This is a genomic window from Sorangium sp. So ce448 (assembly GCF_051520915.1).
Taxonomy (GTDB): domain Bacteria; phylum Myxococcota_A; class Polyangia; order Polyangiales; family Polyangiaceae; genus Sorangium; species Sorangium cellulosum_B.
This window is the reverse complement of the sequence record NZ_CP150343.1, coordinates 4,772,848-4,786,991: the sequence shown is the minus strand read 5'-3', so window position 1 is coordinate 4,786,991 and position 14,144 is coordinate 4,772,848. Positions and strand designations below refer to the sequence as shown.

Here is a 14,144-nt window from a genome sequence, read left to right as displayed (position 1 = left end):
TCACTCCGAAATAGTCTTCAAACGAATCTTGTGGTGAGAATCACCATTGAGCGTGAACGTTGGCGCTTTGTCAGACGGCGCTCCGCGGGGGATCGTGAGCGCTTTGAGCGGGCGTCTGGATTGCTGTGCAGGCACGGCTGGCAACACCGCCGGCGGCGACGCGGACAGCTCGTCGAACCAATAACGAATCCGCTCGAAGGGGTAACCGGGAATCGAGATGCGGCGCACCGCCTCGCCCTCGTACAGGAGCTGCCAGTCGAGCTCCGCGCCGGCCACATAGGCATCGGCGATCGACGCCAGCGCAGGCCGGTCGCCCCGGCTCGCCGACGCGAGCGCCGATCTCGGGTCGCGCGATCCACCTCGGGCGTTCGACGCCGCGGCGTCCGCCTGCCCGCGAGCGGGCGCGGGCAAGTCGGGAGCGCTCCGGACCCGGTCGCGCTCCGCGACCAGGCGCTCTTCGAGCTCGCTACGCGTCGACGCGACGATCGCACAACGATGCGCGTGGTGAGCCCGCCCGGCGTTCAGCGTGAAGCTCAGCGCCCCGAGATCGACGTCGGCCTGGGAGCCGAGCCACTCGAGCAACTCGGTGATGCGGCGTGAGAGCTGCGAGGGCTTCCTGGCCGATACACAGAAAACATAGGCCGGCCGGCCCGCCGTCCGGCGCGGTACGTCGGGTGACTCCTCCAGGACGACATGCGCGTTCACGCCGCCGAAGCCGAACGAGCTCACGCCAGCGCGCCGCGGGATGTCGTCGTTTATCCGCGTCCAACCGATGGTGTCCGCGTGCACGAAGAAGGCGCTGTCGTCGAGCTGGATATACGGGTTCAGGGTCTTGAAGTGCACGTTCCCGGGGAGCTTGTGATGGCGGAAAGCCAAGAGGGCCTTGAGGAGCCCGGCCATTCCAGCGGCGGCTTCGAGGTGCCCGACGTTCGTCTTCACGGCTCCGAGCGCGCAGTAACCTCTCGTGGAGAGCGCCCCCTCCGGCGGGAATACCAGCTTGAGCGCATCGATCTCGACCGGATCTCCGAGGCTCGTCCCCGTGCCGTGCGTTTCGAGGTACGTGATCGTCCGCGGATCAACCTTCGCCTTTTCGAGCGCGCGCCGGATGACCGCCGCCTGGGCCGGGGCGCGAGGCGCGGTCATCGAGTTGGCGCGACCGCCGTGATTGGTGGCGATCCCCTTGATGACGCCGTAGATAGAATCGCCGTCGGCCAGCGCTCGAGCGAGCGGCTTGAGCACGACCGCGCCGGACCCTTCCCCCTTCACGTAACCGTCGGCGGCGGCGTCAAACGTCCGGCAACGTCCAGTGGGCGACAGGATCCCCAACCGGCTGGACACGACGTACGACCGCGGACTGACGATGACGCTCGCCGCGCCGGCGAGCGCGATCTCGCACTCGCCGGTCTCAAGCGCCTGCACGGCTCGATGCAAGGCTACGAGCCCGGACGAACACGCCGTATCAATCGTCTCGCTCGGCCCGACCAGGTCGAGCAGGAACGAGATGCGATTGGCGAGCATGCTGCTGTAATTGCCGGTCGCCATATACGCGTGCGATTCGCCATGCGCGGCGAGGAGGCTCTGATACTCGCCGAAGTTCATCCCCCCGAAGACGCCGACCGATCGCCCAGCAAGCGAGCTGGTCGAGTATCCAGCGTCTTCGAACGCGTGGTACGCGACCTCGAGGAAGACGCGTTGCTGCGGATCCATCAACGCCGCTTCACGCCGGTTGATGCCGAAGAAATCCGCGTCAAATTTATCGACGTCTCCGTGGAACGCCCCCCATTTCGAGACCGACTGCGCGACGCCCTCGCCGAAGTACTGCCGCCAGTCCCAGCGCGCGGCAGGGACCTCGGTCACGAGATCGCGCCGCGCTACGAGGTGTTGCCAGAACGCATCGAGATCGCGCGACTGCGGCATCGCGCCGCTCATTCCGATAATGGCAATTCCTTCGGGTTGAGCCGCGGGCGCGCCCCGGGACGAGCCACGCGGCGGCGGCGCGGCGGCGGCCGAGGCGGGCATGGCTCCTGTACCGGCGCCCGCGGCGCCGGTGGCCGAAGGCGGATCGGGATCCACTGCAGCCGGGGGCGCGGCGGCCGCGACGCGGCCGATGGTCCCCTGCTCCGGGGTGGTCGGAGGGGCGCCCGACGACGAATGGATCGTCGGGGAATGCGCGGCCTCCACGTGGTGCGCCAACGCCCGGAGCGTCTCGTACGAGAAGACGACGCTGGGCATCAGCTTTACTCCGAGCCGCGAATTCGCCCTCTCGACGAACGTCTTGAGCGAAATTGAATCAAGCCCCAGGTTCGAGAACGTCTCGGCGGAGTCGATGTCCGCCTCCGGGAGCTTCAGTTGAGCGCCCACGAGCGCGCGGAGCTCCTCCTCGATCGTGACGGCCGACGGACCAGGGGCGCGCCCGGCTCTCTCCGCCCCTTCCGCGGCCTCGACGGTGGACACCGCGGACTGCTTCAAGGTCGTGTCCGCCGCCGCCCCCGCGTCGAGCTCCCGTTCGCACGCACGTGACAGCGTCTGTTCGAACAGCGCTCCGTCGCCGTCGATCACCATCAGGTGGGGCCGGCCGAGACCAAGGCAGCGCTCGAACGCCTCGATGCCGCGCGCGCTTGGGAGGGGGACGAGCCCCTGCGCCTCGCGCATCCAGCGCGCGAGCGCCGCCATCTGCGCCGGGCCGGGCTTCATGCCCCCATCCTCCCAAAGCGGCCAGCTGATCGCGGCGATACGCGGCCCCGGAGCGCCGGCGCGGGCAGCGGCAAATGCGTCGAGGAACGCGTTTGCAAATGCGTAGTCCACGTTCTCCGGATTACCGATGACAGAGGAGATCGACGAGAACAGCGCGATAAAATCGAGCCGGCGTGAGCCGACCGCGTGCAGCAGGTTCAACGTCCCCTGCACCTTCGGCGCGAGCACCGTGCGCGCCTCCTCGACGGCCTTCCGTTTGATCGGCGCGGCCGCGCCCACGCCCGCCGCGTGGACGATGCCGTGAAGGGCGCCGAACCGCCGCTCGGCGAGCTCGACGACGCCGAGCGCCTGTTCTGCGATCGTGACGTCCGCGGGGACGTAGACGACCTCCGCCCCGAGCGCGGCGAGCCGCTCGATATGGCGCTCCTTGCCGCCGTCCAGCGGTGCGCGTCCGACGAGCACCAGCTTGGCGCGGTACGCCCGCGCGAGGTGCTCGGCAACGATGAGCCCAAGCCCTCCGCAGCCGCCCGTGATCACATAGACGCCGCCCTCTCGAACGCCAGCCGAGGCGCGCTCGGCGCTCACCCGCTCGAACCGCTCGATGGCGCGGCGCTCACCCGAGTACCGCACGCGCACGCCGCGGGTCGAGCCGTTCTCCAGCTCTCTTACCAACGTTGCGGCCACCGCGCTCGGAGGCGCCGCCGCGCCGCCAAAGGCAACGACCCACATGTCGAGCGCGGGATGCTCGAGCGCGACCGACTTGACGAACCCGACCATCGCCGCGTACACGGGCTGCGGGCCCTCGGCCTCCCGATAGCCGAACAGAAAGCGGACTTGACGTCTTCGCGCTACGAGGCCGCGAGCGAGGAAGAGCACCGAATAGAAGCTCTCGTCGAGCTGCGCATCAACTGCTCGCACATCCGGCGAGAACCGGTGTTGCGCCCACAGGTGCGCCACGGCCGCGCAGCCTCCGTGGTCTCCCTCGATCGACGACAAAAGCCGCTCGTAGCCTTCGGGATCACCCGGATCGAGCTCGTACCGCAGCGCATCGACGCGGCGGTATTCCCGCCCCTGCTCGACGAGAACGACGGGGCGACCGCCGAGGTGGCGGCTCACGCGCGGGGCGAGCGCATCATCGACATCGAAGAGAAGAACGGCGCCGGGCGGCAGCGCATGCGCGCCGGCCGCGGGCAAAGGAGCGTCCCGGAACCTCGGCTCGTAGTAGCCGAGGTCCGTCCCGCACGCGATCGCCGCGCCCCGCGCGCCGCTCGCCTCGAGCCAGTGTCGCCGCTTCTCGAACGGATAGGAAGGCAACGGCACACGTCGAACTCGCGCAGTCCCGAAGATCGCGCCGAAGTCCACCCGCTTGCCCCGGCAATAGAGCTCGCTGAGGGCGAGCAGCACGCTGCGATATCGCTCGGGCGTCAGATCGCCGCGCGTCACCGTCGTCGCGAGATACTCCGAGAGCTCGTCCATCAACGGCTCCGAGCCGTCTTTGCTACTCGCGGCGGTCCCGCTCACGACAGCGGCGCACGGGCGCCCCTCCAGCCGGTGCGCGAGCGCCTCGTCGAGCTCATCGTAAGATTTCACGACCAGCGCGCAGGTGTGCGTGAAGTGGCTGCGCGTCATGGCGAGGTTGAAGCTCAGCTCTCCAAGCGTCACCTCCGAGCGGTGCTGTCCGATCCATCGCCGGAGGTCGCTCAGCCGTTCCTGGAGCGACCATTCGCTCTTCGCGGAGAGCACGAGCATCGAATACGGCCTCTCAGGAGGCGGGCTCGAAGGCGCCGGCGGAGGGGCCTCCTCCACAATGACGTGCGCGTTGGCCCCGCCGAATCCGAACGAGCTCACTCCCGCGCGGCGCGGGACCCGTCGGCCTGAAGCGTCGAGTCCACTCGTCCACGGCCGCGGGCGGTCCGCGATGAAAAACGGAGAGCCCTCAAGGTTGATGTACGGATTGACGGTCTGGACGTGAAGGGTCCGAGGGATCATCTGGTGCCGCAGCGCCAGGATGACCTTCACGAGCCCGGCGATGCCGGCTGCGGGCTCGAGGTGACCGATGTTGCTCTTCACGGACCCGAGCCCGCACGACGCCGACGCGGTGGCGCCGCCTTCAGCAAACGCTTGCTTCAAGCCGTCGATCTCGACCGGATCGCCCAGCTCCGTCCCCGTGCCGTGGGTCTCGACGTAGCTCACGCTCCCGGCGCCGAGCCCTGCGTCGGCGAGCGCGCGGAGGATCACGTCGCGCTGCGACGCCGAGTTCGGCGCGGTCAGGGACGTGGCTCTGCCGCCGTGGTTGACCGCGCTGCCACGTAGGACGGCGTGGATCGGATCGCCGTCGCGAAGCGCCTTCGAGAGCGGCTTGAGGACGAGGGCGCCGGCCCCTTCGCCCTTGACGTAGCCGTTGGCTCGCGCGTCGAAGGTCTTGCAGCGCCCGTCCGGAGACAGAATGCGCATCTGACTGGGGTAGACGAACCCGAGCGGCGAGAGCATCAGGCTCACGGCGCCGACGATCGCCATCTCGCATTCGTTCCGGCGCAGCGCGCCCAGGGCGCGATGCACGGCGACGAGCGCGCTCGAGCAGGCCGTGCTCACGACCTCACTGGGGCCCCTGAGATCGAGCAAGTACGAGATCCGGTTCACCAGGAGCGCGTCGATGTTCCCCGTTACGCGGAACGCGTCGCGCTCTCGGTGCGCCTCCAGCACCTCCTGGTACTCGCTGACCTGCGTTCCACCGAATACGCCGACGCTCCGGCCCGCGAGCGCCAGCGGGTCGTGGCAGGCGTTCTCGATCGCGCTCCACACGACTTGAAGGAAGAGCCGGTGCTGCGGATCCATGAGCTCCGCCTCGCGCGGCGATATGCGGAAGAACGCCGCATCGAAGCAGTCGACGTTCGCGACGAACCCTCCCCATTTCGAGTTCGTCTTCTGTGGGTCGCGCGTGGAGTCGCCGAAGAAGGCGCGGGAGTCCCAGCGCTCCCGCGGCACCTCCGTCACGAGGTCGTCCCCCGCCGCGAGGTGCGCCCACAGCTCGTCGACGTCCTTCGACTGGGGAAATACGCCGGCCATCCCGATCACGGCGATCGGCTCCGAGCCCGCCGGCGAGGTGCCGAGCGGCGGATCACCTCCTCGCAGCGAACCTTCTTGCCACCCCTCCTCTCGTCCCAGATCGCTTCGTCCCGGTTCTGTTCGTTTCACTTCTTCTCGTCCCGCTCGGGCGCCCTGCATCGCCGGTTCCGTCGCCGTCGTGAGCTTCTCCACGGGAGAACTCTTTGGCTCACCGGCGAGCTTCAGAACATCGGGCAACTTCGTGATCAAGTAGTCGGCGAGAGCGTGCAACGTTCCATACTGGAAGAAGAGATTGGGCGTGATCGGCAGCGAATAGGTTCGCGAGAGGCGCGATGCGAGATCCTTGAGCGACAACGAGTCGAATCCGAACTCGGTGAGCGGCGCGCGCGGGTCGATGGACGATTCGGGTTCCTTGAGAATGCGCGCCGCGAGCTCCACGAGCGCGCGCTCGAGCGACGCGGATCCCTGCGCTGATGGCCTCGGCTGCGTCGGCCCCGACGGCGCCGGCGTGTCCACAGACAACGACGCTGCCGGCTCGTCCGGCTCACCATGTCGCTCGGCCCGCGCGGCCGCCGCCAACATGGGCCTTACCTTGCTCAACTCCCCTTCCGTCACGACGATGTGAGCCTCGCCCAACCCCAGGGAGAGCTCGAAGGCGCGTAGGCCGGACGCGGCCGACAACGGCACCAGGCCTTGCGTCTTTCGCATCCACGCGATCCACGCCTTCTTGGCTTCCTCCGCGGGCCCCATCGCTCCGTCCGCCCAGAACGGCCAGGCGATCGAGAGGCTGAGCCCAGGCCGTCGCGCCAATGTGCGCGCCCGCATGAAGCCATCGAGGAACCCGTTCGCCGCCGCGTACGCCGAATAACCGGCCGTCCCGGCAGCGGCCGCCAACGACGAGAACCCGACGAAGAGGTCGAGCGGAAGATGCCTCGTCGCGCGATCGAGGTGGATGACTCCCTCCGCCTTGACGGCCAGCAATCGCTCGAGCTCGACGGCGTCGAGATCGAGCACCGGCTTCGAGCCGCCCACGCCGGCGACGTGCAACACCCCGTGCACTGTCCCGAACGCGGCGACCGCGCGCCGCACGGCGGCCTCGACCTGATCGAAGCGCGTCACGTCGCACTCGAGCGCCAGAACGTCGCCTTCTCGCGAGCCCGAGGGCGGCGCTTTCGGCGGCAGCCGACGACCGAGAAGCACGAGCTTCGCTTGCCACTCGGTCGCCAACCATTCGGCGAATCGGCGACCGAGCGCGCCGAAGGCGCCGGACACGATGTAGACGCCGCCCCGCCGCAAGGGAACGGGCGACGGCGCGGCCTCGAGCGGAACGTAGCTCTTGACCGAGCGCCTCCGCATCGCATCATAGCGAACCTCGAACGCGGTGTCGCCGGAGAGAACCTCGCGCGCCAAGAGCAACGCGCGGGCGGACGCGTCCAGATCAGGAGAAAGCTCTAGGACGCGGCAATAGAACGAGGCATGCTCCGCGAGCGCCGATTTCGCCCACGCCGCCGCCGCCGCGGCCAGCGGGGCTGACGACGGCCCCACGTGAACGGCGAGCACATCGATCGTCCGGTGCGGCGCCGCTCGAATCAAGGCCTGCGAGAGCCTCCATAGCGAGCCGAGCGCCATCCGGTAGAGGCGAGCGCAGTCAACCGATTCCTGGTTGACGTCCGGAGCACACCAGATCACCCGCTGGGGAAATCGATTCTCCGCGCGCAACCTATCTATCGCGGTCGCGTAATTGGTCTCATCGCCGGCGAGAACAGCAACGTCGAGCCCCGGCCATCGGGCGCGAAGCTCTCGCGCGTATTCCTGCCCACCGACGACGAGAAGGGCGCCGGCCGGTTGGATGCTATCGACGGACAGCTCGGAGTGCACAAAGGCCGGGCCGAAGACCCCCAGGCTGATGTCCTGCTCGGGTTTCGGAATCCAGAACCGCTCGCCCTCGAAGGGGTAGCCCGGCATGGGTATCCGGCGGCGTTCCCGGCCCAAGAAGAGCCTGGCCCAGTCGATTACGCGGCCACGGACGAACGCCGCCGCGATCCCTTCGAGCGCGCGACCGAGCCGGCTCGGATCCGACATCGCGCTTGCCGCCGCTTCGACCGCGGCGTCGTGAACGGCGTCCGCCGCGCGCTCCGCGTCGAAAAATCCCTGGGGTCGTTCGCCGCGATCGACCGCGGTCAACGCCGCCTTCAGCTCCGCGAGCGACCCGACGACAAACGCGCAGCGCTTGGTGAAATTACTCCCGCTCACGTTGATCGTGAAGGCGACGTCGGCAAGCGCGTAGGTGTCACCCACTTCGTCGAGCCACGATCGCAGCGCACGTATCCGTGCCAACAGCGCGCGCTCCGTCTTCGCGGAGAGCGCGATGACCTCGGCGGTAGAGGATTCCACCGTTCGAGGCGATCGCTCCGGCGCCTCCTCAAGCACAATGTGCGCGTTGGTCCCGCCGAACCCGAATGAGCTGACCCCGGCGCGCCGAGGTATGGGATGTCGGGTTTCCCCCGCCCTGCGCGCCCACGGCGTGAGTCGGGTGACGATCGAGAGCCGAGTCCCGTTGAGCTTCAGATACGGATTGACGGTCTCGAGATGCAGCAACGGCGGCAGCTCCCGATGCCAGAGAGCTAGCAGGACCTTGACGACGCCTGCGACGCCGGCCGCCGCTTCCAGGTGCCCGATGTTCGTCTTCAGCGATCCGATGCGGCAGCGCTCGCCCTCCGACGCGCACTCCCAGGGGACCCCGAAGTGCCGGAACACACCCTTGATGCCGTCGATTTCGATGGGGTCGCCCAGCTCGGTGCCGGTACCGTGCGCCTCGATGTAGCCCAGCGTCTCCGGCCGGATACGCGCGCGCTCGAGCGCGTCGATGATGACCCGGCTCTGCGCCCCCGCTTCCGGGGCGGTGAGTGAGCTCACCTTGCCGCCGTGATTGACGGCGCTCCCCTTGATGACGCCGTACACGTGATCGCCGTCGGCCAGCGCTCGGTCGAGCGGCTTGAGGAGCAACACCGCGACGCCCTCGCCCTTCACGTAACCGTCTGCGCGCGCGTCGAATGTCCGGCAGCGCCCCGTCGTAGAAAGGACGCCGAGCTGTGCCGTCACGACCTGCGCCTTGGGGCTGAGGTTGAGGCTGACTCCACCCGCCAGCGCCGCTTCGCACTCGCCGTTCTGAATCGCCTGCACGGCCCGATGGATCGCCACGAGAGAGCTCGAGCAGGCCGTGTCGACGGTCTCGCTCGGGCCGCGCAGATCGAGGAGATACGAGACGCGGTTCGTCAGAATCGACTGGGAATTACCCGTTCCAGTGTACCCGTCGTAGATCCGCGCAGCGAAGACGACATCCTCATAGCCGTGGAATTGCGCGCCGGCGAAAACGCCGACCCGGCGCCCCGCGAACGCGCGCGGCGAATAGCCCCCGTCTTCGATCGCGTGCCAAGCGTTCTCGAGGAACAGGCGCTGCTGCGGGTCCATGACCTCGGCTTCCCGCCGCGAGATCCCGAAAAAGGCAGCGTCGAAGCGATCGACGTCGCGAACGAAAGCCCCCCAATGTGGCACGGGCTTCGCCAGCTCTCCGTCCTTCGCGTCGAAGGTGGAGAAGTCCAAGCGGTCGGTCGGCGCTTCGGTCACGGAATCTCTCGCCTCGACGAGGTTCCGCCAGAAGGCCTGGAGGTCCGGCGCGTCGGGAAACATCCCGCTCATCCCGATGACGGCGACCTCAGCCGGGCGGCTCGCGTCGGCGGCGCTTTGCCGGACGAGATCGAGCGGCTCGAGCCTCCGCCCTCGAAACCCTTCGAATCGGCGCGTCTTGCCGGAAGCTCGATCCGGCGCGTCCGCCACGGCCTGGTGCTCCGAGAGGATATGCGCGGTCAAGCGCGCGATGCTGTCGTGCGTGAAGAACGTGCTCGGAGCAAGATCGATTTGCAGCTCGTCGCTGATCGCACGCGCGTAGGCCTTGAGCATGATCGAGTCGAAGCCGTGCTCGGGCAGCGTGCGCTCTGGATCAGCGGCGCCCTGCCCCCGTTTGAGGAGCGCATCGGCGATCCGACAGAGCACCGCCTGAACGCGCACGAACGTTTGATCTCGCGTCTCCTGCATGGGTCAGCCTCGGCCAGCTTTCGTGAGCAGCGACAGCAGCTTCGACGCGTCGCCCTGCGCGGCGATCGAGGCCGGAGCCTCCGCGCGGAGCGCCTCGTCGAACAGCGCGAAGCCCACCTCGTTCGACAGTGAAACCATCCCGCGCGCAGCGAGCGCCGAGTCCACGTCGTCGGTCACTCGTATGCCGCCTTCGTGCCAATGACCCCAAGCGATCGCGCGGGTCACCCCCGCACGCTCGGAGGTCACTCGCTGCGCCTCTCGCAACTCGGCGAACGCCAGCTGGAACGCGTTGGCCGCAGCGAAGTCCGCTTGACCCACGTTGCCCACGGCGCCGACGAGCGACGAGAACATCACGAAGAAGTCGAGCGGCTCGCGACGCGTGGCAACGTCGAGGTGAACGGTCCCCGCGATCTTCGGAGCGATGACCTCGTTCAGGGCATCGAGCCCTTTGGTCGCCACGAGACCATCACGCAGCACGCCTGCCGCATGCACAACTCCGTGGATCGGCCCGTACTCCGCGCGCACCCGCGCCACGAGCTCGTCCGCCTCATCCTGACGGGTGACGTCGCATCGCACAAACGTGACGCGGCTCCCCAAAGCGCGGCAGCGCGCCATGACGTCTTCCTGCCGCGGCGTGGGCGCCGATCGTCCAGTGAGCACGAGGTTCACCGGCGCGAGCCGCGCGAAGCGCTCCGCGAACAACAGCCCGAGGCCACCGAGGCCGCCCGTGAGCACGTACGTACCGTGCGCGCGCACCGGATGCGGGGCCGGCGCCGGCAAGAGCGACGCCAGCTCCCACGTCTTCGCCCAACGTCCGCCGCTATCGTAACGAACCTCGATGTCGCCCGACCAGACGGCGAGCTCCGCTCGGAGCATGACCTCGGCTTTGACCGGATCGTCTTCCGACCAGGCGTCTTCCACCGCGCGCACGGTGGTGCGTGCTTGCTCCAAAGCGAACGCTCGCAGCAAGCCGGTCGCCGACGCGCCAAGGGGCTGCACGAGCTCGGGACGCCCGCCGTACCAAACCAGGAATTGCAAGGGGCGATCCCACCGCGCGGCGACGAGAGCACGGGCCATCCAGTAGAGCGAGCGCACGCCGTGGTCGAGCTGCGAGTCGATCTGATTGGGCCGGTAGCCGAAGTCACCTTTGGCCCAACGATGGACGATGTGTCCAGGTACGAAGCTCTCGCCGCGCAGCGCTTCGAGCAGCGCGGTGTAGTGCTCGCCTCGGGTGACATCGATCGTGTACGTCAGCGCGTCGCACCGGCGGAACTCCGCTCCGGGCAAGACGAGGGCGACGCCCGCGTCGCGCTCGCTCTCCCGAACTCGTCGAGCGAGGCGATCGTCGGTGTCGAAGATCAGCACGCCCTCGCCGATGGTCGAGGGGGCTCTCCCGTCGGGAGGGCGCGCCACGAGGCGCGGGCGCGCCAGCATCGGACCGGGCGTGACCTGCTCGAGTCGGCCCCCGGCGCCGCGCGCCCCGCCCACGAGCTGAAAGAGCACCTGCTCGATGACGACGACGACCTCGCGATTCACGTCGAAAACGACAATATCGTAGGTCGGCGCCCCCTGCCCGCTCGCCGTCGATCGGACACGCGCGAACCGCGGCTCGCGCGTGGCGTCCGCGATGGCGATGGATTCGATTCTCTCCACGACGGCCGGAGCCTCCGAGGATCGGGCGATCAAGAACTCCGCCGCCTGGAGCGCCGCGAAGAACGCTCGCCTCACCGGCTCTTGCCGGTCGCTCTCGGGTGCCAGAGACGAGAGCTCGACCCACGCGTCGTCCGCCGCCCACAGGTTGATCGATTCGATGAGCCGCGCGTCCAGCGCATACTCCACCCCCCGAGCCGCCAGCGTGTCGTAGACCGCCGCCGCCGTGGCGCGCTCGCGCGCCGCTCCGGAGGGGAACGTGTCCGGAAACGGTGGAACCGGGCCACGGCCATCTGTTTCCCATTGCCCCTGCATGACGATCTCTTCCGTCGTCTCGCTCCCGAGCCCTATCTCGAACGAGGCCGTGTCACCGTCGTCCCGCAGCCATAGGCACACGGGCACGCGCCGGCCGAGCACGAGGTGGTTCGCCCAAACGCAAGAACGCCATCGCAAGCCGTCAACCTGGCATCGCAACGCCCTCAGGCCCGCAAAAGCGAGCTCGAAATAGAACGCAGCATGGACCAGGGGCGCCCCCTCGACGCGATGCTGAAGGACGCTCGCATCATCGTCACCCAAGAGCTTCGCGAAGCCTTGACGACCCAACCTGGATAGGTCCGCATCCCAGAATGAATCCAGCGTCCAGGGCCGCGCGCCCGATATCGCCGAATGGGGCCTTTCGGCCTGAAACCAGAAGTCGACATCCGTGAATGGGTAGGCCGGCAGGTCGAATGGGGCCCCCTCCGACGGGTCGCCGCACACACGTCGCCAATCAATGTCGGCTCCCTGCCGGTACCAGTCGCAGACGGCCTCCAGCGCCGCCCTGCGCTCCTTCGGCTCCGTGCCGCTCTCTTCCAAAGCGCTCGTCGCGGTCTCGAGCGACAGCCGCGGTCCATCGACATCGACATCGGCACGTCGCGGCGCCTCCCCGGCCGCCCGCCGCTCGAGCGCGGCCGAGAGGTCGTCGAGCGAGTCGAAGAGCCCGCAGAATCGCACGCCGAAATGGGTGCGTCCCACGTTCAACGCTCGACTCAACTCTCCCATTGAAATCCCGTTACGCCCACCCGACAGCCACTCGCGCATCGATCCGGCGAGGCGCCGAAGCTCTTGCTCATTTCGCGCCGAGAGCGCGACGATCCAGCTCTGTCCGACGGCGACGCGGCCGCGATCGCCATCGGCCGAGTCGGCTTGCCCGAGGAGGTCACCGTTCATGGCACGTACCAGTCACCGGGACAGGCCGAAGCGGCGACGTCCATTCTCGAAATGACCCGACGACCATCAATCATGGTTCTTTACCCGCCCACCGAACGCGAACGCGCCTATTCCGCCCTGGAACGCGCGAGTCCACCAAACGGGCCAGCTAGTGAGCCCAGTTGTATTTTCGATGATAGTTCGACCCGACGCTCTCCAGCACGAGCAAGCCGCTGTTCGTGAACTGTCGGTCGTAGATGTCTCGGTATCCGGAGACGTCGACCCGCCGATCGCGCACGCCGAACGTCCACTCCGAGTTCAGCGTCAGCAGGTTCTCATACTCGGCCATGTTGAGCCGATAGCGCTTTCGAAGCGCCTCTGCCGGGCCGAGGGCCCGCACCAGCTCCTGTCCGCGTCGAGAGATGATTCCGCTATAGAACTCCGAAGAGCAGCCCGAACCGTACGAAAAGAGCCCGACGCGCTTGGCGGAATCGAGCGGCACGGAATCGATCAGCCCGATCAGGGCGAGGAAGATGGATGCGGAGTAGATGTTACCGACCTCCGCGCAATACTTGAGCGACGGCGTCACGCGCTGTTTGAAGTCACGCTCGATGCTCTCCGGCGGGACCTTCATGTTGCGAAGCATGTTGCGGTGAGCGCCCTTCACCATTCCACCGAACGGCGTGTGGAACACGAGGTAGTCAAATGCAGACTGAAAATCCGCACCTTCGACCCGCTCCACGTAGCTTCGAAAGCTCTGTTCCAGACAGTCGAGATAGGAGAGAAGAGACAGATCCGGATCGCCGGCCTCGACGTGCACGTCCGGCCGGCAGGTGTCCATGACCTCGTAACCGTGATAGCCGTTCGCGCCGAAATCCAGCTCCAGGACGTGCGGCTCGTCGCCGACGATCATGGCCACGGCGCCCGTCCCCTGGGACGGCTCCGCGTATGTGTGCTTCGCTGTCGCGCTCGTGATGTCGGTCGCCACGACGAGCGCCTTCGCGCCTGGCGCCGCGTTGGACCTCACAAAATTGGCAGCCATCTGTAGAGCCGCCGTACCGCCGTAGCACGCCTGCTTCACTTCGAACATTCGGCAGCGGCGGCTGAGCCCCAGGTAGTCGTGGACGTAGTTGCTGAGCGATTTGCCGAAATCGAGTCCGGATTCGGTGGATGTGATCAGTAGCTCGATCTTCTCAACAGAAGACCGATCGAGCGAATCAATGAGCGGCTTTGCCGCGTTCACGCCGTTCGTCACCGAATCCTCGCACGGCAGACATACGGACTTCTTGTCCATCAGCAGGTTTCCGAAGCGTTTCAATTCGAGGCCTCGGTGCTCGAATATCATCCGCACGTCGATACATGCCTGCCCGAGATAAGCGTTAATGCGCTCGATTCCGACGTCCATCGACTCTCTCCCGCGATCGACCCGTCACGATTTTTTACGACCTGGA

3 protein-coding genes are annotated in these 14,144 nt (G+C 67.5%); all 3 read right to left on the bottom strand.

The window, feature by feature from the left end; genetic code table 11:
• Positions 1-9,855, bottom strand: a complete 9,855-nt coding sequence (locus WMF45_RS18155; protein ID WP_437718130.1) for an SDR family NAD(P)-dependent oxidoreductase — start codon at positions 9,853-9,855, stop codon at positions 1-3.
• 3 nt (positions 9,856-9,858) lie between these two features.
• Positions 9,859-12,714 (bottom strand): SDR family NAD(P)-dependent oxidoreductase, encoded by a 2,856-nt coding sequence (locus WMF45_RS18150; RefSeq protein ID WP_437718129.1) that lies wholly within the window; start codon positions 12,712-12,714, stop codon positions 9,859-9,861.
• A gap of 148 nt (positions 12,715-12,862) precedes the next feature.
• Entirely contained in the window at positions 12,863-14,098 is a 1,236-nt protein-coding gene (locus tag WMF45_RS18145) for a hydroxymethylglutaryl-CoA synthase family protein (RefSeq protein WP_437718128.1), read from the bottom strand.
• Positions 14,099-14,144 lie beyond the last annotated feature (46 nt).

Bases quoted from the DNA above. Each gene is read 5' to 3' on its own strand.
- WMF45_RS18155 (WP_437718130.1), bottom strand. From the start codon at position 9,855: ATGCAGGAGACGCGAGATCAAACGTTCGTGCGCGTTCAGGCGGTGCTC.
- WMF45_RS18145 (WP_437718128.1), bottom strand. From the start codon at position 14,098: ATGGACGTCGGAATCGAGCGCATTAACGCTTATCTCGGGCAGGCATGT.
- WMF45_RS18150 (WP_437718129.1), bottom strand. From the start codon at position 12,714: ATGAACGGTGACCTCCTCGGGCAAGCCGACTCGGCCGATGGCGATCGC.